The 23,079-nt window shown below is 45.4% G+C and carries 13 protein-coding genes; 6 read left to right on the top strand and 7 right to left on the bottom strand.

The window, feature by feature from the left end:
• Positions 1-90 precede the first annotated feature (90 nt).
• The 4 genes from U0033_RS28345 to U0033_RS28330 all read right to left on the bottom strand — a co-directional run bounded on the left by U0033_RS28345 (position 91) and on the right by U0033_RS28330 (position 6,304).
• The gene (locus U0033_RS28345; protein WP_072364572.1) at positions 91-1,524 is read right to left on the bottom strand and encodes a TolC family protein; all 1,434 of its coding nucleotides are present in this window, start codon (positions 1,522-1,524) and stop codon (positions 91-93) included.
• Positions 1,517-4,684, bottom strand: coding sequence for an efflux RND transporter permease subunit (locus U0033_RS28340; protein ID WP_072364574.1), 3,168 nt, complete (start codon positions 4,682-4,684; stop codon positions 1,517-1,519). The genes U0033_RS28345 and U0033_RS28340 overlap by 8 nt, the downstream gene beginning before the upstream one ends.
• Positions 4,685-4,708: 24 nt before the next feature.
• Positions 4,709-5,803 (bottom strand): efflux RND transporter periplasmic adaptor subunit, encoded by a 1,095-nt coding sequence (locus tag U0033_RS28335; protein ID WP_072364575.1) that lies wholly within the window; start codon positions 5,801-5,803, stop codon positions 4,709-4,711.
• 111 nt (positions 5,804-5,914) lie between these two features.
• Positions 5,915-6,304 (bottom strand): hypothetical protein, encoded by a 390-nt coding sequence (locus tag U0033_RS28330; protein ID WP_072364577.1) that lies wholly within the window; start codon positions 6,302-6,304, stop codon positions 5,915-5,917.
• 284 nt (positions 6,305-6,588) lie between these two features.
• On the opposite strand from U0033_RS28330, the gene U0033_RS28325 reads away from it, so the two are divergent.
• Positions 6,589-9,021, top strand: a complete 2,433-nt coding sequence (locus U0033_RS28325; protein WP_072364620.1) for a TonB-dependent receptor — start codon at positions 6,589-6,591, stop codon at positions 9,019-9,021.
• A 313-nt stretch (positions 9,022-9,334) separates the two neighbouring features.
• Here U0033_RS28325 and U0033_RS28320 read toward each other — a convergent pair whose 3' ends face one another.
• Complete coding sequence (locus U0033_RS28320; protein WP_083571791.1) at positions 9,335-9,562, bottom strand: helix-turn-helix domain-containing protein; 228 nt, start codon at positions 9,560-9,562, stop codon at positions 9,335-9,337.
• A gap of 367 nt (positions 9,563-9,929) precedes the next feature.
• Between U0033_RS28320 and U0033_RS28315 the strand changes: the two genes are divergently transcribed.
• From U0033_RS28315 to U0033_RS28295, 5 genes are all read left to right on the top strand, one after another.
• A complete protein-coding gene (locus tag U0033_RS28315) occupies positions 9,930-12,329 on the top strand; it encodes a TonB-dependent receptor domain-containing protein (protein ID WP_083571792.1) in 2,400 nt (799 codons plus the stop codon).
• Positions 12,330-12,427: 98 nt separating this feature from the next.
• Positions 12,428-12,601 carry a hypothetical protein gene (locus tag U0033_RS28310; RefSeq protein WP_177318704.1) on the top strand — a complete coding sequence of 58 codons (174 nt, stop codon included), beginning with the start codon at positions 12,428-12,430 and terminating at the stop codon, positions 12,599-12,601.
• Positions 12,602-12,673: 72 nt separating this feature from the next.
• Positions 12,674-13,945: a hypothetical protein gene (locus U0033_RS28305; RefSeq protein WP_072364585.1), complete on the top strand. Its 1,272-nt coding sequence runs from the start codon at positions 12,674-12,676 to the stop codon at positions 13,943-13,945.
• A gap of 11 nt (positions 13,946-13,956) precedes the next feature.
• Complete coding sequence (locus tag U0033_RS28300) at positions 13,957-15,231, top strand: hypothetical protein (RefSeq protein WP_072364587.1); 1,275 nt, start codon at positions 13,957-13,959, stop codon at positions 15,229-15,231.
• Entirely contained in the window at positions 15,228-17,405 is a 2,178-nt protein-coding gene (locus U0033_RS28295; protein ID WP_072364594.1) for a peptidase domain-containing ABC transporter, read from the top strand. Before U0033_RS28300 ends, U0033_RS28295 begins: the two co-directional genes overlap by 4 nt.
• A 126-nt stretch (positions 17,406-17,531) precedes the next feature.
• On the opposite strand, the gene U0033_RS28290 is transcribed toward U0033_RS28295, so the two are convergent.
• Together U0033_RS28290 and U0033_RS28285 are read right to left on the bottom strand one after the other, a co-directional pair.
• Complete coding sequence (locus U0033_RS28290) at positions 17,532-19,667, bottom strand: S9 family peptidase (protein WP_072364596.1); 2,136 nt, start codon at positions 19,665-19,667, stop codon at positions 17,532-17,534.
• A gap of 243 nt (positions 19,668-19,910) precedes the next feature.
• Positions 19,911-23,009 (bottom strand): glycoside hydrolase family 2 TIM barrel-domain containing protein, encoded by a 3,099-nt coding sequence (locus U0033_RS28285; protein ID WP_083571793.1) that lies wholly within the window; start codon positions 23,007-23,009, stop codon positions 19,911-19,913.
• Positions 23,010-23,079 lie beyond the last annotated feature (70 nt).

The raw sequence follows: 23,079 nt of genomic DNA, 5'->3' as shown, positions 1-23,079 counted from the left end.
TCTTTTGGTAATACGCTTGCTCCACCCTCCCAAAATAAAAGACCGGAGAATAAATTCCCCGGCCTTCACCTCGTAAAAATTAAACCGCGATCAATTCCAGCCGCCTCCTAATGCCTGGTAAATATTCACCACGGCATTCATCTGCTGCTTCTTAGTTTCGATCAGCTCAAACTTTGACTCCAGTGCATCACGCTGGGTCATTAACACTTCTAAATATTCCGCTCTGGATGACTTAAACAATTCATTAGAGATCTCTATACTCTGCGTCAAGGCATCCACCTCTTTCGACTTCAGCTCATAACTCTTTTCCAGGTTAGCAATCTTCGACAACTGGTTCGTGACCTCTCTATAAGCATTCAACACCGTCTTCTGATAATGATACACCGCCTGTATCTGCTTACTACCCGCCGTTAAATAAGCCGCCTTGATCGCATTCTTATTCACCAATGGCGCAACCAGGTCACCCGCCAGTGAATACATCAGCGATGCCGGCGTAGAAAACAAATAAGAAGGACTATACGCCTCATAACCTATCCCACCAGAAAGCCCCAGGGAAGGATAAAACCTTGCCTTCGCCACCTTAATATCCAGCCTTGCCGCTGCCAGCTCCAATTCTGCCTGCCTGATATCCGGACGGTTCGACAACAGATCTGCCGGTATACCCGCATGTACCATCGCCGGCACCTGCTCATTAAAGCCCCGGGTATTTCTCGCAATCGGCTGTGGATAACGACCTAACAAGAAGTTAATCTTATTCTCCGTTTCCGTAATCTGCTGCTTAATATCATACTGCAAACTCTGCGTATTCAATACCTCTGCCTCAAATTTACGTACGGCCAGCTCCGTTGCCTTTGCTGCTTCTTTCTGCAATTTCACTATCTCCAATGCATCCGTCTGGATCCTGATATTCTGCTGCACTATCTCCAACTGGTTATCCAGCGCCAGCAACTCATAATATGAATTCGCTATCTCAGCAATCAGGTTAGTGACCACAAAGTTCTTCCCCTCCACGCTGGATAAATATCGCACTACAGCCGCTTTCTTTTGATTGTGCAGTTTGTGCCAGATATCCACTTCCCAGTTCGCGTACAGACCCAACATCAGATTAGGCACCGGGTCCGGCATTGCATGCCCTTCCCTAATTTCCGTATGCTCTTCCATCGCACCAATGTTCGTATACTTACCTACCTTATCCACATCTGCACCTACCTTCACCCCTACCGATGGTAAATACTCCCCTTTCGAAGCCCTCACCTCATTGTTCGCTATCTCAATCTCCTGCAGGGTGATATTCAATTCCTGGTTATACTGCAATGCAGTATCGATCAGCGCCGCCAGGTAAGGATCTGTGAAGTACTGTTTCCACTGCACCTTGCCGGTGTTCGTGGAATCCTGCGGACTACTGAAACTCGCAGGCAGGTTTTTGTTCTCCTGTTTATCAACGATAGCCGGGATCTTACACGCTGAATACGTGAGCGAGAGACAGGCGATCCCTAAGCAATGATATATCTTGTTCTTAAACATTATGGTCAAATTCTTCAGTTAATGGATTCTCTTCCTCGTTCTTCAACAGTTTCCGTTTCTCTGCTATCTTGCCGAAGATCCAGTACAGCCCCGGTACTACTATCACCCCGAATACCGTACCCAGCAACATACCACCTGCAGCCGCCGTACCTATCGTACGGTTACCGATCGCACCCGGACCCGTAGCATACACCAACGGAATCAGACCCGCGATGAATGCAAATGATGTCATCAGGATCGGGCGGAAACGCGTCCTTGCTCCTTCGATCGCCGCATTCAATACGGTATCGCCTGAACGGTGTCGCTGTACTGCAAACTCCACGATCAGGACGGCGTTCTTACCTAACAGACCTATCAGCATCACCAAACCTACCTGTGCATAGATGTTGTTTTCCAAGCCCATTAATTTCACTAACAGGAAGGAACCAAATACACCCGCAGGCAGTGAGAGGATCACCGCAAATGGTAACATGAAACTTTCATACTGCGCTGCCAGTACCATGTACACGAATATGAGACAGATCAGGAAGATGATCGCTGCTTCATTACCACGGCCTACCTCATCCTTCGTCATACCACCCCAGTCTATACCATACCCTTTGGGCAATGTCTGCTCCGCTACTTCCTGGATGGCTTTGATCGCCTCTCCACTGGAGTAACCCGGTGCAGGTGCTCCCTTGATCGCTGAAGAGGTGAACATATTATAACGGGTGATCTCATTCAATCCATAAAACTTATCCATCCGCATGAATGCTGACATCGGTACCATTTCGTCCTTATCATTCTTCACATATAGTTTCAGGATATCCTCAGGCAATGCCCTGTACTGCGGCGCTGCCTGCACCATCACTTTATACAAACGACCATAACGGATAAAACTGGTTTCATAGTTACTACCTACCAAGGTAGAAATAGTGTTCATCGCATTTTCGATCGTCACGCCCTTCTGTTGCGCTACATCATTGTCTATCTTCAGCATGTATTGTGGATAAGATGCACTATAAAAGGAGAAGATCGACGTGAGTTCCTTACGTTTCATCAACGCATCTACGAATTCCTTGTTCACCTTCTCGAACTTTTTGTAGTCTGCAGTTCCGGTCTTATCGAGCAGGCGTAAGTCCAAACCGCCCGCAGCACCATAACCCGGTACAGCCGGTGGCTGGAAGAATTCGATCGTGGCACCCGGAATATCTTTAGACTTCTCTTCCAGTTCACGGATGATCTCTTCTGCCGATTCCTTACGCTCAGACCAGTCTTTCAGGTTGATCAGGCAGGTACCTGCGTTGGAACCGGTACCCTCTGTCAGGATCTCATAACCTGCCAGCGCAGATACGGAACTGATACCATCAATCTTTTCTGCTATCTTTTGTAAACGCCCTGCTATTTCGTTTGTTCTTTCCAGTGATGAACCGGGAGGCGCCTGGATGATACCATAGATCATACCCTGGTCTTCCGCAGGAATGAAACCCGTGGGCAAGGTAGAACTGATCGCCCAGGTACCCACACAGAATGCAATCAGCATACCCCAGGTCACGGTTCTCACATTCACAATTTTCCGGAGTAAACCGGTATACCTGCCGGTGAGTTTTTCAAAACTCCTGTTAAAGGCATCCAATCCCCTGTTCAGCCATGTTTTCTTCTTCGGCTGTCCGTGGTTGTTCTTTAACAACATCGCACACAATGCAGGGGTCAGTGTCAATGCCACCACACCGGAGAGTACGATAGATACTGCCATAGTGATAGCGAACTGCCTGTAGAAAACGCCCACCGGACCTGTCATGAATGTCACCGGCACAAACACCGCTACCATCAGGAAGGTGATGGCAATAACGGCACCGGCTATTTCATGTACCACCTTTTTGGTTGCCAGGTATGGGGTGAGGTGCTCTTCTTCCATTTTGGCGTGCACGGCCTCCATTACCACGATCGCGTTATCCACCACGATACCGATGGCCAGTACCAGCGCAAAGAGCGTGATCATGTTCATCGTCAGCCCGAACATCCCCATGAAGATAAATGTACCTACCAGGGATACAGGTACTGCCAATGCAGGGATCAATGTAGAGCGCCAGTCACCCAGGAAGAGGAATACCACGATGCCTACCAGCACGAATGCTTCCACCAGTGTATGTATTACCTTTTCTATAGAGGCATCCAGGAATTTAGATACGTCATAGCTGATGGCGTAATCCATACCGGCAGGGAAAGTTGTTTTCTTCAGTTCTGCCAGTTTCGCTTTCACCTCTTCAATCACCTTGCTCGCATTACTACCATACAGCTGTTTTACGACGATCGCAGCAGAAGGTCTGCCATTCAGGTTGGAATAGATATCGTAGAACAAGCTACCGAATTCTATATCCGCTACATCTTTCAGGCGCAGCAATTCCCCGTTTGGATTTGCGCGCAGTACGATGTTTTCATATTCTTCTTTGGTACTGAAACGACCTGAGTATTTCATTACATACTCAAATGCCTGGGATCTTTTACCAGAGCTTTCGCCGGTCTTACCAGGTGAAGCTTCCAGCGACTGGTTGCCCAGTGCTTTCAATACTTCTTCGGAGGAGATCTTGTAGGCCAGCATACGGTCAGGCTTTAGCCAGATACGCATGGAGTACTCACGGGTACCGAGTATACGTGCACTACCTACCCCCTGCAAACGGGTCAGTTCAGGCATGATATTGATATCCGCAAAGTTATAGAGGAACCTTTCATCTGTTTTCGGATCTTTTGAATACAGGTTCAGGTACATCAACATGGCAGGTTGCTCAAGAGAGGTGAGCAAACCTTCGCGGATCACCAGTGGTGGCAGCTTGTTCAACACCTTGGCGATACGGTTCTGTACGTTCAGGGAAGCCGTGTTTGGATCGGTTCCCAGGTCAAATATAATCTGGATGTTTGCCTCACCGGTGTTGGTGGCATCAGAAGTCATGTACTTCATGCCGGGTACACCATTGATTGCTCTTTCCAGCGGAATGATTACTGTTTTTACCAACAGCTCACCATTCGCTCCCGGGTATTCGGCAGATACTTTTACAGTAACTGGCGAGATAGCAGGGAACTGTGTAATGGGAAGCTGTGTCATACCTAATACCCCTAAGAAGAGGATCAGGACGGATATAATGATAGAAAGGACGGGCCTTTTAAGAATATTACTGAACATTTAAATACTTTTTGGATACTTAGACTATTCAGCCTTCAGTCTCAGGTGCGAGATTACTTTAGCTGGTTCCTCAAACTCGTAGGTGATCTTATCATTGTCTCTCACCTTCTGCACGCCTTCGAGCAGTATTTTGTCAGTTTCGGAAAGTCCGTCTCCTACTACAAACAGGTCTGGCATTTCTGCTGCCACAGCGATCTCCTGCGATTTCACTTTGTTGTCCTTGTCTACGAGGAATACATAGTGCTTATCCTGGATTTCGAATGTTGCTTTCTGCGGAATTACAACGGCACTTTTCAGCGGTACGACCATCTGTACTTTACCGGTTTCACCGTGCCTGAGCAGGCCTTCAGGATTAGGGAATGTAGCACGGAAAGCGATGTTACCCGTTTCGTTGTTGAACTCACTCTCGATCGTTTCTACGTTACCTGTATGTTTGAACACTTCGCTGTTAGCCATGAGCAGGTTCACTGGCATCTTCGCTTTTTTCTCTTTCAGGCCTTCTTCATAGTTCAGGTATTCAGGTTCAGATACATTGAAGTACACATACATCTGGCGGTTGTCAGAAAGGCTGGAGAGCAGTTCACCTTCATCCACCAGGCTACCCAATTTCAAAGGCAGGCGGTCGATGATCCCATCAAAAGGAGCCCTGATGTCGGTAAATGCCAGGTGTACTTTGGCCAGGGACAGTTCAGCTTTTGCTTTGGCGAGGTTTGCCTGTGCCATTGCCAGTTCATTTTTTGATACGACGTTTTTGTCCGCGAGGGATTTGGTATTCTGCAGTTCTATTTCCGCTGCCTGGGCTTCTGCCTGGGCTTTTTCCAGTTCTGCTTCATACACTTTGGGCATAATCTTAAACAGGAGCTGGCCTTCTTTTACAAACTGACCTTCATCTACGAAGATATTTTGCAGATAGCCTTTCTCCTGTGCCCTGAGTTCGATGTTACGGAAAGAGCGGATCTGGGATACATATTCCCTGGTAACAGAGGTGTCCATTTTAATGGGGGTGGTGACGAGATACCTGGTTTCCCCTTCCTTTTCTTCCTCTTTCTTTGATGATTTACAGCTTGCAAAGCACAACAGTGCATACAAGCCCACGACGAGCATTGAACTTCTCTTCATAATAAGGATGCGATTCTATTTTTTAAGTGGTGCGCGAATGACAATAAACCTCCGTATCCTGTGGACGTGGAAGTTCTAAGCAATAAAAAAACACTGGTTGGAAAAAATATATCAGATACGTAGTACACCGTGCCTTATATAAAGACACTGGTCAGTACTGTGAGCAGGATATGAGTTGGGAAGAAAATACGGGTGTTGGTAATGGGGTGCGGATGGGGAGAAAACAGTGGTAAAGTTATTACCGATGGTGAGATGCTTTTTGAAACCTGACATCTCATCAGTGTCGTCCTCATTATCAGTCTCGGTGAACTTTAAATTTAAGCGCTCAAAGCTATGTGGATGATTGCGGATGTTCAACACATCATCTTCCTGTTCGATGAGCATAAGCAACCTGGCCGACGACGTCGAGACATGGTCCCGCGGCGTAGTGGCCTTCAGGTGACTATACCCGGCAAGGATCAGGATACAGAGTGAGAGGAAAATCCTTATTAGCTTTTTCATCCGGGCGCAAAATAGATAAGTTATATAATACATACAAAGCTGGCTGTGATGAGCGGTAAGTCAGCAATGAAGATTTGGCCGGGGGAATACAGTACCGTTGGTGCTTACACGGTGATTATTAAAAAGTCCTTAAAAGATTATCAGCAGGCCCGGAAATTATTTTTCCATTCACATCTGGATCGGTTTCAGCGGGAAATTTTTCCGGATAGCGTAAACAGTATTCCCAAATGTTAAAACGCATTAACAGATTAGTGTTCACTTTTGCGGCGCAAACTTATACAGCGATGAAATCCATTCTACTACTTTTTTCGGCGTTCTTATTTTTATGCACAGGCATTTTGTCTGCTAATGACCTGGACGGAAACGGAACCATTAAGGGGAAAATAACTACCACAGAGGGTAAACCAGCAGGTCAGGTGACGGTGGTATTAAAGGGTACCAAGAAATCAGCGGTTACTGATGATGATGGTACTTTCTCTATTCACCATGTAAAACCAGGCACATACACCTTACAGGTGAGGCTGGTAGGTTATAGCACCAAAGAAGAAACTATCACTGTAAGTGAAGATAATACCACGCAGATGACCCTGAGCCTGGAAGTTTCTGACACCCAGCTGCAGGAAGTAGAAATTGCTACAGGTCGTGCAAAGTTTGGTAAAAAAGAATCTGAGCAGATAGCGCGTTTGCCTATCAGGAACCTTGAAAATCCACAGGTATACAGTTCTATTTCCAAGGACCTGTTGAAGGAGCAGGTGGTAACGAACTTCGACGATGCGTTGAAGAATACACCGGGTCTGACTAAATTATGGTCTTCTACCGGTCGTCCGGGCGATGGCGCGGGTTACTTTTCTATCAGGGGTTTTGCTGTACAGCCAACCATGATCAATGGTGTTCCGGGTTTGACCAATGGCGGTATTGATCCTGCGAATGTGGAAAGAATCGAGGTGATTAAAGGCCCAAGCAGCACTTTGTTTGGCAGTAGCTTTATTTCTTTCGGTGGTTTGTTGAATATTGTAACTAAGCGGCCTTACGATCATTTTGGTGGTGAGGTAGCGTATACCATTGGCGGTTATGGCCTAAGCCGTTTTACTGCTGATGTAAATGCACCGCTGAATGAGGATAAATCTGCGATCCTGCGTTTGAATGCAGCTTATCATACAGAAGGTAGTTTCCAGGACGCGGGTTTCAGGAAGTCTTTCTTTGTAGCACCCAGCCTCGCATTTAAGGCGAATGACCGCCTGTCATTCCTGATCAATGCGGAGATTTATAACAGCGAATCTACAAACACCATGATGTTGTTCATGAACCGTAGCCGTCAGCTGAAAGCACGTACGCCGGATCAGCTGCACATGGATTTCAATAAATCTTATACTTCAAATGATCTGACTTATAAGAACCCTACTGTAAACTTTTATGGTCAGGCGAATTATAAGATCTCTGATAGCTGGACTTCACAGACAAACCTGTCAAGAAGTTCCCGTAAGAGCGATGGTTATTATTCTTATGTCATGTTCCTGGACCAGGGAGCTGTTGCACCAAGTGATTCACTGGCCAGCCGTTTCGCTTATTACCAGAATGCGACCACTACTACTACTGATATCCAGCAGAACTTCATTGGTGATTTCAGGATTGGTGGTTTGCGTAACCGCATCGTATTTGGCCTGGACTTCAATGATCAGAGTACTGTGAATAACAATAGCGCATCTCCAAGATTTGATATCGTAGATGTGACCAATGCTAAAGATGCAAGCTATGGTACCCTGAGCAGGGCATCAGTAGATGCGAAACTGGCGGGTACTACGGGTTCTAAGAATGGTAACAGTGCACAGGTGTACAGTGCGTATGTATCTGATGTATTCAATATTACAGATGCATTGCTCGTAATGGCGAGTGTACGTGTAGACCGTTTTGAAAGCAAAGGAAGTACGAACTACCTAACGAGTACGACTACTGGTAAATATGGTCAGACGGGTGTATCTCCTAAATTTGGCATCGTATACCAGGTAGTGAAAGACCAGGTGAGCCTGTTCGCTAACTACATGAATGGTTTCAAAAACGTAGCACCTGTTAATAACTATAGTTTGCCTGGTTATCCTGACGTGCTGAAACCGCAGCAGGCGAACCAGTGGGAAGGTGGTGTGAAACTGGATGTACTGGATCATAAACTGGGCTTCACTGCGAGCTACTATGATATTGCTGTATCTAATTCTACTTATTCACAGTCTGTAACTGTAGGTGATACATCTTATAATGTGACGGTGCAGAATGGTACACAAAAGAGCAAAGGCGTGGAGCTGGAAATGGCTGCGAATCCTGTACCGGGTTTGAACATCATAGCAGGTTATAGCTATAACGATAGCAAGATGACCAAATCATATTATTACCAGGAAGGCAGAAGGCCGGTATCTGCTGGTCCTAATACACTGGTGAATATGTGGGCTGGTTATACTTTTGTACAAGGTGACCTGAAAGGCCTGGGTGCTGGTTTTGGTGGTAACTATGCGAGTGAGAATATCATCACGAATGATAGCAGGACGGGTAGATTCACCCTACCTTCTTATGTGGTACTGAATGCAACCGTATTCTATAATGCACCTAAGTATCGGGTGGCGCTGAAGCTGGATAACCTGACCAATAAAGAGTATTTTGCTGGTTGGTCTACCCTGGAAAAGCAGCTGCCGAGAAGGCTGGCTGCAAGTTTTGCATATAAGTTTTAAGTGTTTAGATAATTTTGACAGGAAAGGCTGCTGTAAAAACGGCAGCCTTTCCTATCAAAAACAGGATCTCACTCCCGTTGATGAATGACTTTTTTCATGGACGCCTTTTTTATGGCGGACAGCGAAATGCTTCAGACAAAGATCCGTTCAGGATCGCAGCTACATTGTTTTAGGCTTAATAAGAGCGTTAATACAGTACAGTAAGAATGTTAACAATACAATCTGTTGATTAAGGGTTCGGATAGAGGTTTTAAGCTGTTGTCTCATTGTCGTGTGTGGGCTTAATAGGGGGCTACATCAAATAGGATTTACGTTATACTGCTCTTGTAAGGCATTCAACTGCATCCCTGAAATCTGACCCGATAACAGCACAATAGTTGACCAAAGTCGTTACTGTTATCGCCATTTTTCCATTCTCTATTTTACTTACATACGATTTAGACACATTTAGTTCCCTTGCTACTGTCTCCTGCTTTACGTCTTTTTTAATTCTCATCGCCTGCAAATTAGCTCCTAAAAGTTTGTTTTGCTTATGATTCATATGCTAGAGATTATTTGCATGGTTATCATGTACATTCAAGTAATTTAGGTATAAAACAAAGGTAAGCCAAAAAAAATATTACACTTTTAAATGCGTTCCAAAAAACAAGATTCCTTTACGGAAACAAAAACCTGTTCAAAAACTTTGAGTATTGAAACTTTTGTTTAAAATTTATAAAACAATCCAAAGCATTATAAACATCAAATAACCTATATTATTGTAGCTATCGTGGGACGCGAGTGGTAGAATCTGCCATCGTATTGTTTACCGGGGAACATTGTTTTTTGTTTAAATATATGAGTACACCAGCTCATGAAAGGACATCCCAAGAATAATTCCACCATATTCTACACTTCCTATCAAACCCATGCGTCCAACGATCCTTTTCATATTATTCAGCCCGCTTATTATGTTGAGTGAGGCCACCGCGCAGTACAAAGTTCGAGGAAAGATCACTGATAACAAGGGAATGCCTGTCTTATATGCGACGATAGAGTTAATGAGAGATAGTGCGGTGATCCAGACATGTTCTTCCGATAGCGTAGGGAACTATGCTTTCACAAACATTCAGGCCGGGCCTTACCGACTGGCAGGCAGCTACCTGGGCAACAGGCAGGTACAGCCATCATTTTTACTCGTTCGTGATACGATGGTCAACATTCGCTATACTGCCGGTACAGACAAAGTATTGCAGGGTATTACGGTCACCTCCAGGCGACTATTGATAGAGAAAAAGATAGACCGCCTGGTGTTCAATGTGGAAAACTCAATTGTAGCTGCCGGCGGAGATGCAACGGATGTACTAAAAGTAACGCCACTTGTAAAAGTGAAAGAGGACGCGATTACCATGACAGGCAAAAGCGGGATGGCGGTAATGGTGAATGACCGGCTGGTACAGTTATCAGGAGAGGACCTGATCAATTACCTGCGGGCAATCAGGATGGAACAGATCAAGACGATCGAGATCATCACCAATCCACCTGCAAAATATGATGCAGAAGGGAATAACGGGATCGTCAATATCATCCTGAAGAAGGTAAAATCTGACAGCTGGAATGCTTCACTCACCAGTAGTTACAAGCAGGCCACCTATGCAACCTATAGTAATGGCGGTTCATTCACTTATCAGAAAAATAAGTTATCGTTCTACGCGGATGTCAATTATACAAAAGGGTCAAAGAAGGGTGTGGAGACAGAGTACATCCCCTACTCCACCGGGATATGGAACAACGATTTTGTAAGAAGGGTATATGCTAACCTGTTCAGCATACGCAGCAGCCTCGATTACCAGCTATCAGACCGTGTAAGCATTGGTGTGCAGTACCTCGGGAGTTTTAATAAACCCGAAACAGGACAGCTCAACAAGACCACCGTGGCACACCCCTCGTCAAACCTGGTAGATTCAGTGATCGATGCAACTAATAACGAAAAGAAAAAGATCAATTCGAATGCGATCAACCTTCATTCGGTAGTTAAAATAGATACGCTGGGAAGAAGTATTTCATTTGACCTGGACTACTTTGACTACAACAATAACATCTCGAGAAATTTTGTTACGCAAAGCCGATCGGGAAATGGAACCACGTTACCCGGGGGATTTAATGCAGCTTCAAATACAGGTGGTCAGAATCTCAACATCTATTCTTTCAAAACCGATGTAAAGCATCCTTTTTCCTGGGTAGATCTATCTTATGGCGCCAAGATATACTTTTCAAAAACGGACTATAATAACGCCTATTATGGCTTAACATCGGGGCACCCGGTGCTTGATCCGGCCAGGAGCAACCATTTCATTTATGATGAGAACATGGAGGCCCTGTATGCATCCGGCAGGAAACAACTTTCGAAAAAATGGGAACTGCAGCTGGGTTTGAGACTGGAAAATACACAGACAAAAGGGAACTCGGTTACGCTGGGAACAGTCACCACAAATAATTATTCGAAATTATTCCCTACAGGATACCTGCAGTATACGGCCAACGAACAGCACACTTTTTCCCTGTCGTACGGCAGGCGATTATCCAGGCCAAGGTTCAATGAGTTGAATCCATTCCGGGTATATTACAGCACTTATAGTTATACACAGGGTAATCCAATGTTAATTCCCGCTTATACAAGCAATATTGAGCTTCAGCATAGCTATAAAGAAATGCTGACGACAATATTCTCCTATTCGAAGACGACGAACGGAATTGGCAACCCACCATTGTTTGACACCGCATCCAAAGTTTCCTATCTTATTGATATGAACTATTATACCACCAGTTCCTGGAATGTTTCTGAGATCTTTGTTTTCAATGGGATCAGCTGGTGGGAAAGTGAGAACGAACTAAATGTATTTTATAATAAAACTTCCACGAACAGGGATCTTCACCTGCAGAATGCTGATGGTTATGGTCTGTACTTTAGTACGAACAATAACTTCTCATTCAACAAAAGTAAGACCTTCAGGGGAGAGGTAAATTTCTGGTATCAGTCTCCACAATTCGTAGACATCTATAAGCAGCAAGATGCTGAAAGCCTTGACATCGGGCTTAGTTATTCATTCCTGAAACGCAGCCTGCAGGCCGCCCTGGTGGTGCAGGATCTATTGCGAACCAATAAGGACCGTGCGGCAACTAACTCAGGGGGCATCGCCTACAGGTATACAGATTATCCTGACCGCAGGTTTTTCAGGTTCACGCTTACCTATAAAATAGGAAGCCAGAAAGTAAAAGCCAGGAACCAGAAATTTGGTAACGAAAGTGAAAAAAATCGCGCAGATTAAACTAACTACATACAATGCCGGCCGCTGTAAGTAAGAGGACCATGCCGAAGCCTATATGCAAAGAAGGCACTATTCCATGATGCATAAAACAAACTCCAATGCAAAACGAAAAAAAACAAACCGCTGCTGAATTTTTAGGTGTTAAAGTGTTAACCCCACTGGAAGAAAAAGCAGTAATTGGTGGTATTCAGGAAGGTAGTCACCATGACACTGACGAAGGACGTCACCACTCTCACCACCACGATCCAGCAGTGGCTGTGGCTGCTGAGTAACAGCTAAGAAACCTTAAGTGGAGGTGAGCAATCATCCTCCACTTAACCCCTAACTCCTCTAAATTTATCTATATGCAAACCATTGAAAAAGTGTCCCCATTCACTACAGGATGGTGGGATATGTTCCTTGACACTACCCAAAACCTCTCCGCCACTGCTGTTTTCCAAGATTGTATGTCCCGCCATGAAACACATCTCATGCGGGGATATGTGTTACAGATACTGCAAACACTGGCAAAGTTAAGAACTAATCAATACGGGTATCGCGTGTATATTGAAGGCAAGCAGCTGACCTCACATGAAATGAGCCTGGTGTACGACAATCCGCCCTATGATGATGAAGAACTGGAGGACTGGGTAGCGCGTGTATTTGGCGATAAGAAATTTGGCATGATCCTGAACCTGGGTGAGAAATTCAATGCGGAACTGTCAAAGAATATCGCCCTCAAAACAGCGCCATACCTGGAGAAGATCGGGTTTCCTGTAGAAGGGATCAACTTTTCAATCTTTATAGGCAACTACGATAAAACGCCGCTTGGCATCCATAAGGATCCCCCTGGTCAGGATGTGATGCACTTCCACCTCGGCCCTGGCGATAAGGTAATGTATACCTGGAGCAAGGAAGAATATGAAGAACTGACCAAAACCATTGGCAAACAGGATCTTGACCAATTATTGCCTTATGCACAGGAGTTCTCCTTTGGGGAAGGTGATATGTACTTTATGCCTGAAGGAGAATATCATATTGGCAAGCAGGATGGACTTTCTGTGGCCGTTACCTTCTGGAGATATAACCATACCCGTTATAAACTGGTGTCCAAACTGCTGAATGTGATCTTCAGCCAGTTTGCCAAAAAGGGAGATGCCCTGTTGCCAACTGATACCCGTGCGCTTGGGGATGTAAGCGGGCTGGATGACTCCCTGTCTATCCTGGAGATCCCGGAAGACCTGGCAAAGATGAACCTGCGGGAATTACTGTCAGCAGCATATAGTGATTTACGTTATTCTATCCACAGCAATGCGGGCTATAGAACCAGTCCATTTGTAAAGAAAGAGGAAGTAAGCTTCAGTTCCACAGACCTCATCCAGGTAGCGGCACCTTATAAGATCCACTATAAGCCATCACCTAATAATGAAAAGCTACAGGTCTTTGTAAGAGGGATCAAGCTGGAATTCACCAACTTCCCCTGCATTCACCTGGCAATAGACAAACTGAATGAGGGCGCGCCGCTACAGGTGGAAGACTTCCTGAACACCCTTGACCAGGAATGGGATGCAGAGATAGGGCATTACATCCTTGGCCTGCTGTATAAAAACAATGGCGTTGTAAGACTCAACAATTAAATCCCCACTACATGAGTACAGAAACCCGGAAATTTGACGCCGGCTGGTGGAACAATTTCCTGGATACAACAGAGAACCTGACAAAAACCAGTGTGATCAAAGATTGTATCTCCAGGGAGGAAACAGCAGCTATGCAACAATATATGTTGGAGATCATCGCCGAACTGGCCCGTTTGAGAACAAATTCTTTCGGGTATCGCATTTATATCGAAGGCAGGGAACTGTCACATGCTGAGATGCTCCAGTTCTTCGACGTACCGCCGAAGGAAAATGAGGACATTGCGCAATGGGCAGAACGGGCATTTGGTGATAAGAAATTTGGGCTGATCATCAACCAGGGAGAACGATTTAACCAGCAGCTGTCAAAGCTCATTGCTGACAAGCTGAAGCCCCTCATAGAGAAGACAGGTGTGCCGACTGAAGGGATCATCTTTACACTCTTTGTTGGCAATTATGACAGTACCCCGCTTGGCATTCACCTGGATATGCCTGGCAAAAGTGTGATCCATTTTCACCTGGGACCGGGTGACAAAACGATGTATACCTGGAATAATGACGAGTACCTGAAACTGGTAGGAGAAGCCAGGCATAATAACAAGGACCTGGATAAATACCTGCCTTACGCCAACAAATTCCCTTTTGAAGAAGGTGATCTGTACTTCATGCCGGAAGACACCTACCACATTGGTACCCAGAAGGGCTTATCCATGGCTATCGCATGCTGGATGTATAACAGGTCAAATTTCGACTTTGCTACCCGACTGCAGGATCTGGTCGCAGAATCGTATTTACGCAAAAAAAGCGGCAATTTAAAGCCAGATAACAACCCTTTAGACAATCCTGCAGGACTGGATAAGACCCTTGACCTGTTTGAAATTCCATCTGACCTGGAGCAGTTACCATTCAAGGACCTGCTGAAGGAGATCTATACTGACCTTCGCTATTCGCTGCACAGCAATGCCGGGTACAGGACCAGCCCATTTGCCAGGGAAAAAACCACGCCATTGACCCCGGATGATGTGGTTGAACTGGAGCAGCCTTATAAGATCCTCTATAAGAATGCCCTGAACGGGGAAAAGTTGCATTTATTCGTAAGAGGTGCGAAAATCGAACTCAATAAGGAAGAATGTATCAAAGGCTTTATTGATGAGATCAACAAAGGTATACCCGTTACCGTAAGGGAGTTGTGTGCGAAACTGGATCCGGAATGGGATACGGAAATCGGGGATCACCTGGTTTCCCTGATAGAAAAGCATAACGGGGTCAGAATAATCAAAAAGGGATGAGGTTTGTACGCCAGTTAGATCAAACTGATTGTGGGCCGGCCTGTTTATCGATGGTGGCATCGCACTATAAGCGGAACTATACATTGGGTTTCCTGCGCGATCAGTCTTATATCACCCGCGACGGAGTTTCTGTATCGGGCCTGCGGGAAGCCGCGGGGAAAATAGGATTTAATGTGATTACCTGCCAGCTGGATCCTGCCTCCTTAAAACAAAGGGAGGGGTTATTTCCCTGTATCCTGCACTGGCAGCAGAATCACTTCGTAGTACTAACAGGGATTAAGGAAAGCAGGGGATCAAAAAAGATAAGGTACCGGGTAGCCGATCCGGCACTTGGCCCTATTACGATCAACGACGAGGCTTTCAGAAGATCGTGGTTGTCTGGCAGCGAGGAAGGCATTGCCATTTTTCTTCACCTGCAGGATGATCTGCCTGTTGTGAAAAGTAGTGATCACAAGGAAATCACTTTTAAAAGTGTGCTGCATTACCTGCTGCCTTTTAAGCGGCAGCTGGGAGTAATGATGCTGATGCTGGCATTGGGAAGTATCATCAATTTTGCATTTCCTTTCCTGATGCAGCAGATGATAGATAAGGGTGTGGCGCAAAAGAACCTGGATCTGATCACGATGCTGCTCCTGGCGCAGGTGAGCCTGTACACAGGGTCGATGGTGATCGAGATCATCAGGAACTGGCTGATCCTGCATATTGGTAGTAAGATCAGCATTTCTATTATTTCCAACTTTTTGAAGAAGCTCCTGCAGTTGCCCCTGAAATTTTTTGATAGTAAGATGATGGGGGATTTTAATCAGCGGATCAAGGACAATGAAAAAATAGAGGTGTTCTTAACAAGTCAAAGCCCGGTAATCTTCTTTTCCGTGATCACGTTTTCGGTTTTCTTTATCGTGCTTTGGTATTACAATTTTACAATTTTATCAGTTTACCTGTTACTGACGGTGGTAGCGGTGAGTTGGACCATGCTCTGGATGAGTAAGCGGAAGCTGCTGAGTCATCAGCGTTTTCAAAACAGGAGTCATAACCAGGAGCTGGTATCAGAGATACTGAATGGTGTGGCTGAGATTAAGCTGAACAACCTGGAGGATTATAAACGATCGCAATGGGAGAAGATACAGTTGCTGTTGTACAACATCAATAAGCGGCTGCTTAAATTCGACCAGTTTCAATTGTCGGGGTTTGAATTTATTAACCAGATCAAGAATATCCTGATCACTTTTCTGGCAGCATATTATACAATCAAGGGGGAGATTACGCTGGGCCAGTTATTGAGCATTTCTTATATCGTTGGGCAGATGAACTCTCCTATCAACCAGCTGGTGTTGTTCCTGCGATCCCTGCAGGATGCGCGGCTAAGCCTGGAGAGGCTGAATGAAGTGGAGAACCAGCCGGTGGAACCGGAGGGGATTGTCACTAATTTACGTGAGGGTGGATTTAGTTTAAACAATGTTACTTTCCGGTATGGAGGTCCCACATCTGCGAATGCGCTGAAGGATGTAAGTATCCGGATTCCGGCGGGTAAGGTCACTGCTATTGTAGGGGCCAGCGGGAGTGGCAAGACGACCCTGATGAAATTGCTGCTCAGGTTCTATGAGCCTACGAATGGGCAGATTTCCCTTAATAATACCGGCATAGATAAGATCTCACAAAAACATCTCTGGGCCAATTGCGGCGTTGTTATGCAGGATGGGATGATCTTTTCAGATAGTATAGAGCGGAATATTGCTACATCGGACGAAGATATCTGCGTGAAAAGGTTGCAGCAGGCAAGCGATATTGCCAATATCAGTTCGTATATCAACACCCTGCCATTAAAGTACCGGACAAAGATAGGGGTAGCGGGGAATGGGCTTTCCGGCGGGCAAAAACAACGGATCCTGATTGCCAGGGCTGTGTATAAAGATCCGGATTTTATCTTCTTTGATGAGGCTACATCAGCACTGGATGCGGAGAATGAGAAGATCATTCATAATAACCTGCAGCGCTTTTTTAAGGATAAAACGGTGGTGATCATTGCACATCGCCTGTCCACCGTTAAACATGCGGATCAGATCATTGTTCTCAAGCATGGGCGTGTGGTAGAACAGGGCAATCACCAGGAGCTGGCGGGCATGAAGAACGAATACTATAACCTGGTTAAAAACCAACTGGAATTAGGCAATTGAATGGCAGAATATTTTTGCAGAGGCTGACTAAAAAGTAAAATGAAGGCGCTGAGAATTGTGTAAAAGCCATTTCGTCTCCATCACCCACCCGAGAGGGGATACCCTTTTTAGTCAGCCGCTATATGATTATAAAAACCTGCTAAAGAATTCATAGGTCCTTAACATCTGGTCTATCCGTTGCCTGTTATCACCACTCCTCACCAGTTCATGGCTGGCGCCCGGATGCCTTACATACTCTACCTGCCGGCCCAATGTATTCAGGCTTTTAAACAGCATCTCACTCTGTGATACACCTGTTCTTAAATCACTTTCACCATGGAAGATCAACAAAGGGGTGGTAATATCCTTTACATAATTAATAGGCGATTGTTCTTCTAACACACCTTTTACACTATCCACAAAAGGGAATCCTCCAAAATAATTATCTAACATCTTACCCGCATTTCCTTCTCCGAAAAAGGTTTTAAAGTCATACACACCACGCTGGCAACTGGCAGCCCTGAAGCGATGATCATGCCCTACGATCCATGCAGTTAAGTATCCCGCGTAAGATCCTCCGCTCAAAAAACGCTTTGTCGTATCTATCCATCCCTGTGCTTCGGCCTTTGTTAAAGCTGTCAGTACATCGCTGGACGGGCCTACCCCCCAATCACGATAATTGGCCCGGAGAAATTGTTTGCCGTAACCACCGGAACCCCTGGGATTGCAATAGACGACCCCAAAGCCTTTTCCACAAAAGAACTGGAACTCATGCCACATACTCGGTTCTCCGGGGCCCCACATGGCAGAAGGTCCACCATGCATATCCAGGAGTACAGGATATTTTTTACCCGGATCAAAATTAAGTGGCTTCATGACCCAGTATTCTATTGTCAGCCCTAAACTATTTGTGAAGGTGAATTTTTGTGGAATGGATAGTTCACGTTCGCTTAACCAGTCTGTGTTTAAGTGGGTGATCATTTTAGGCGCTTTCACGTTCAGGTCTGAAATAAAGATTTCCGATGGATCCTGGATCCATGTCTTCGGGAATATTAGCTGATTGCCACTGAGATCAAATTCACTGATTCCTTCATCTTCGGAGGTGAGTCTCTCTGCCTTCCCTGTTTTCACATCTGCCTTATACAAGCTGGTACCGCCATTATTGACGGCAGTGAAATAGATCGTCTTTTCATCTGCAGAGAATTTCGTCTCTCCTTTTATGCGATCCACCGGCACTAAAACGGGGTTTGCCAGGGTGGCCAGCGGACAGATATACATCGCTGCTACATCGAGCTGTTTTTCACTGCCACGCTGGGATACCAGCCATTTGCCGGAGGGGGATACTGCTTCTAAAAAGTAGGAAGAATCGGGTGCATGTAATAAGCGGGTGAGGTTATTTCCATCTGTACCGACAGAAAAGATCTCTATGTTCCTGTTATCATCCGGATGCTTATCGGCATTCATATAAGCGGCGATGAGGATCTTGTCATTGCCGGCAAAGACAGGGTTGTGGTAAGAAAAGAAGCCATGCGTGAGCTCTCTTGGGCTGGCACCTGCAGCTGTGTCTGTAATAAAGATATGAGAGAGGCTGACTTCAGGATTGACAAAAGTCTCTGCCTGGAATTTGGAATGGGTGATCACCTTGGCCTTATTGTCTTTTGCATTACCGGCGAGATAAGCCCTGATGGCCCGCAGATCTCCATCCGGATCAGGGGATGTGGTATCTGTGAGCAGGTCTTCATTATGGGCAAAGCCAGGTGCGCCATCGTTCCAGGAAGGCACTTTTCTACCCGGGTTCAGGTTTTTGTCATTGACAAGGTCCTGTAAGGAGATATCGGCGCTGAACACCAGCTGCCTGCCGTCAGGGCTCCAGACCGGCTTACTACAGCCGTAGGAGAAGTCGGTCAGCTGGCGGACCGTGCCGGTAGCGGTGTAGTACAGGAAGATCTGTGATTTTCCTTTGACGGGTCTTATAAAAGCGATGGTATTGCCGGAGGGGTTATAAGCAGGTGAAGATGTTGCTCCTGTGTCCAGTAACTGGGCTTTGCCGGAGAGGTCTGTGAGGTATAACTGTCGCAGGTAGCTGTAGTCTTTTTTCTTTGCTGTATCCGGGATGATGCTGGTGACAGTGTAGACGGCATGTTTTCCGTCCGGGCTGAGTTGTACCTCTGAGGCCCTTTTTATTTTGAGCATGTCGGTGACGGCGACGGGTTTCTTTTGGGCGTAAGCGATGTGCGTGGCAGTCAAACAAAGGAGTGCCAGTACGGCCGGTTTAGTGTTCATAAGCGATTTAGGTTGAGTGTTGTGCTTATTGAAAAATAGGAAATAAATATTGTAAAAAAAAGAGGGCCTATAGGACGGGCAGAAAGAAGTATGAGGAAGCGTCCGCTTTGATGGGGGATACAATGGCTTTGCAACAGGCTAAGTATGCAAGGTAAAAAAGGATGGATCAAAAGTAAGATTCTCTGACAGCGGAAACTGTTGTGCAGGCAATTCTTACTTTTGATCCACCCTCATTTTTAAATTTTAAAAGCCGTTTCTAATTGGCGTCATGGTAAATGTAAAGTGATGATCCTGGTAATGTACCCGGTACTTTTCGAGCGGCAGTCTACCCCAGCTATCGATACCACCTAATCCCATCTGCGCTTTATCAATACAAACATTCGTCAGGGGTTCCGGTTCTAACAATTCGCTATGACGCTGATCTTTCTGAATACCATCATCCAGTGTTTCTATGGTGTAATGCAGCGCGGAAATTGAGAATGCGGTATCACCTGTAAAGCGAAGACCATTCCCTCCTACTGTCATTTGATTCCACCAGCGTACATCTGTTTTAGTACCGTTTTCCTGCGGACGAATATAAGGATAGAACTGCTGATCTACCGTTTGTGCATATACGCCTAATTGTGCATCGCTGTTTCTATCGCTGTAATTTTCTCCTGGACCGCGGCCGTAATATTTGATCCGATCGGTTTCTTTCGGCATTTGTAATTGCATACCGAATCTGAACATATCGGATACTTTGGCACTTTTATCTGCTGTCAGGTCTTGTGTTACCCTGATGGCACCTTCGTTGGTGATTTCGTAAGTCAGGGCCAGTTTCCCTGATACAGCGGGTATATCATAAGCAGCCTGCACCACGATGATGCCGTTCTTGTTCTGGCTATTGAATGATGTCAGCTTTAATTCAGGGTTTTTCCATACACGGTATCTATGCTGCAAGCCTGCACCAAAATCATTGTCGGTAGGAGCCCGCCAGAAATTAGGCGTAAGAGATGTACCTTCTTTCATCATTGACTGACCTGCTATGATATATTGATTCAGGAACCCATTGTGTTTATTAAACTGGATATCTATTTTATTGTTCTTAACAATCAGGTAATTCTCATCATTATTCTGCACATGTAAAGAATCTGCGCGATCATTCACAGCCAAATTGTTGCTAAAATGATAATCAGTGATACCTAACTGGTTTTTAGCTACAGTAAATCCCGCTGGCAAGAGGGTTTCTGTCTTTTTCAATTTAAAGCTGATATTGAGCAACACTTCTTTACCTGCAGGGATTTCATAATCCAGCTTGTATGATTTTTTCTGATGAGGAGCTATATCTAAATCGAAAATAAATCCGGATTGTAATTTCTCACCATCGGCTGTTAATTCCCACTCTGCATAATAGATATCCAGGTTGCGGAAGAAATTTTCATTGTAAATGCTGATCTCTCCTTTTGTAAGATCTCCTGCTGTAGCCCAGATATTCTGGTAGAAATGACCTACTTCATAAGCATGAGGATTAGGTCTTCTATCCGGAGAAATAAGGCCATTATCCAGGAAGTTATTATCTGAAGGATCATACTTATTATAGGATCCGCCATAAGCATAGTGAATACGGCCCTGTGCATCTTTCTTGTGCAGTGACTGATCTACCCAATCCCAGATAAAACCGCCCTGGTATTTTGGATATTTACGCACCAGTTCCCAGTACTCTTTAAAATTCCCATCGGAGTTACCCATTGCATGTGCGTATTCACATTGAATGAGTGGCTTATTCACATTGCCCAGTGCATACTTTTCACAGTCTTCCGGAGATAAGTACATAGGGCAGTAAATGTCAGTATAGTTATTGGTACCAGCCTGTTCAAACTGTACAGGACGGGATTTATCTTCTGCTTTGATCCAATTGTAGCAGGCTTCAAAGTTAGGTCCGAAACCGGCCTCATTACCCAATGACCAGATGATTACCGCAGGATGGTTGTAGTTACGTTGCACATTGCGTTCATTACGCTCCAGGTGCGCTTTGGCATAAGCGGGATCTTTTGCCAGGGTTCTATCTCCATATCCCATACCATGAGATTCCACATTTGCTTCGGCTACCATGTAGATACCATACTGATCGCAGAGTTCATACCACAGGTTATCATCCGGATAATGACAGGTACGTACTGCATTCACGTTCAGTTCCTTCATCAGGCGGATATCTTCCAGCATACGTTCCCTGGAAACTACGTAGCCAAAGTCAGGATCCATTTCATGACGGTTCACTCCTTTTATCAACAATGGCTGACCATTGACCAGTAACTGTGCGTTTTTGATTTCCACTTTGCGGAAACCCACCTGTTGGCGGATCACTTCTGCTACTTTATCTTTATCTTTTACAGTTACGATTACCTGGTACAGGTAGGGATTTTCGGAGGACCACTTTTCAGGAGCATTCACTTTCAGGGAAAGTTTTTGTGCGGCTGTACCTTTGCCCTGGGCACTGGTTACCAGCTTGCCCATTTTATCAAAGAGCTGCACATCTACTACGGCATCTCCTTTCAGCTGCAGGTTCACGAGCAGGTTAGCATCTTTGTACTGGTCGTCCAGTTCGGGTGTTATTCTCAGGTCTTCCACATGTACGGCATTCCTGGCAAAGAGATAACAATCCCTTCCTACGCCTGAAAGGCGCCAGAAATCCTGGTCTTCCAGGTAGCTACCATCACACCAGCGAAATACCTGGAAGGCGATCAGGTTGGGCTGACCCGGTTTCAGGTATTTAGTGAGGTCGAATTCAGTTTCCAGCTTGCTATCCTCACTGTAGCCTACATATTGGCCATTTACCCACAGGTACATATTGGAGGTCACAGAGCCGAAATGAGCGATGATTTGCCTGCCGGACCATGATGCAGGCACCGTGATTTCTTTGCGGTAAGAACCTACATGATTCTTTTCTGAAGGCACGACAGGTGGGTTCAGGGGTGCCTGGAAATGCCATGGGTACTCGATATTGGTGTACATGGGATCACCATATCCATTCAGTTCCCATATACCAGGTACAGGTATTTCCTTCCATCCTTTATCATTAAAGCCCTGTTTGAAGAAGTCTGTCGGACGGGCATCGGCATCTGGTACCCAGTTGAATTTCCAATAGCCGTTCAGGGTAAGGAAATTCGAAGAGTGCTCTTTTATGCCTTGCCTGGCGAGACTTTCATTTTCGTAGGGGAAAAAGTTTGTATGCATCGGCAGGCGGTTGACCGCGTTGACCCTGGGGTCCAGCCATTCATTGGATTGGGCATACAGGTTGTGTGGTTGTAAAGAGCAGCAAAGCATAGTTGCGATGAGAGCTACCCCGTTGAGACCGTTTTTCATAATTTCAAGATATTAATATTGGCATGGCGATAAATATAGTAAAAGTATCGCTAGTGCCATAGGCGAAAGC

It is taken from the genome of Chitinophaga sancti, from assembly GCF_034424315.1.
Taxonomy (GTDB): Bacteria; Bacteroidota; Bacteroidia; order Chitinophagales; family Chitinophagaceae; genus Chitinophaga; species Chitinophaga sancti.
Note: the sequence above shows the minus strand (reverse complement) of the source record. Positions and strands in the feature narration are given on the sequence as shown.

What these genes read in the sequence shown, in the direction of transcription:
- U0033_RS28285 (WP_083571793.1), bottom strand. Translation starts at nt 23,009, where the DNA reads ATGAAAAACGGTCTCAACGGGGTAGCTCTCATCGCAACTATGCTTTGC.
- U0033_RS28340 (WP_072364574.1), bottom strand. Translation starts at nt 4,684, where the DNA reads ATGTTCAGTAATATTCTTAAAAGGCCCGTCCTTTCTATCATTATATCC.
- U0033_RS28300 (WP_072364587.1), top strand. Translation starts at nt 13,957, where the DNA reads ATGAGTACAGAAACCCGGAAATTTGACGCCGGCTGGTGGAACAATTTC.
- U0033_RS28330 (WP_072364577.1), bottom strand. Translation starts at nt 6,304, where the DNA reads ATGAAAAAGCTAATAAGGATTTTCCTCTCACTCTGTATCCTGATCCTT.
- U0033_RS28325 (WP_072364620.1), top strand. Translation starts at nt 6,589, where the DNA reads ATGAAATCCATTCTACTACTTTTTTCGGCGTTCTTATTTTTATGCACA.
- U0033_RS28295 (WP_072364594.1), top strand. Translation starts at nt 15,228, where the DNA reads ATGAGGTTTGTACGCCAGTTAGATCAAACTGATTGTGGGCCGGCCTGT.
- U0033_RS28320 (WP_083571791.1), bottom strand. Translation starts at nt 9,562, where the DNA reads ATGAATCATAAGCAAAACAAACTTTTAGGAGCTAATTTGCAGGCGATG.
- U0033_RS28345 (WP_072364572.1), bottom strand. Translation starts at nt 1,524, where the DNA reads ATGTTTAAGAACAAGATATATCATTGCTTAGGGATCGCCTGTCTCTCG.
- U0033_RS28290 (WP_072364596.1), bottom strand. Translation starts at nt 19,667, where the DNA reads ATGAACACTAAACCGGCCGTACTGGCACTCCTTTGTTTGACTGCCACG.
- U0033_RS28305 (WP_072364585.1), top strand. Translation starts at nt 12,674, where the DNA reads ATGCAAACCATTGAAAAAGTGTCCCCATTCACTACAGGATGGTGGGAT.
- U0033_RS28315 (WP_083571792.1), top strand. Translation starts at nt 9,930, where the DNA reads ATGCGTCCAACGATCCTTTTCATATTATTCAGCCCGCTTATTATGTTG.
- U0033_RS28310 (WP_177318704.1), top strand. Translation starts at nt 12,428, where the DNA reads ATGCAAAACGAAAAAAAACAAACCGCTGCTGAATTTTTAGGTGTTAAA.
- U0033_RS28335 (WP_072364575.1), bottom strand. Translation starts at nt 5,803, where the DNA reads ATGAAGAGAAGTTCAATGCTCGTCGTGGGCTTGTATGCACTGTTGTGC.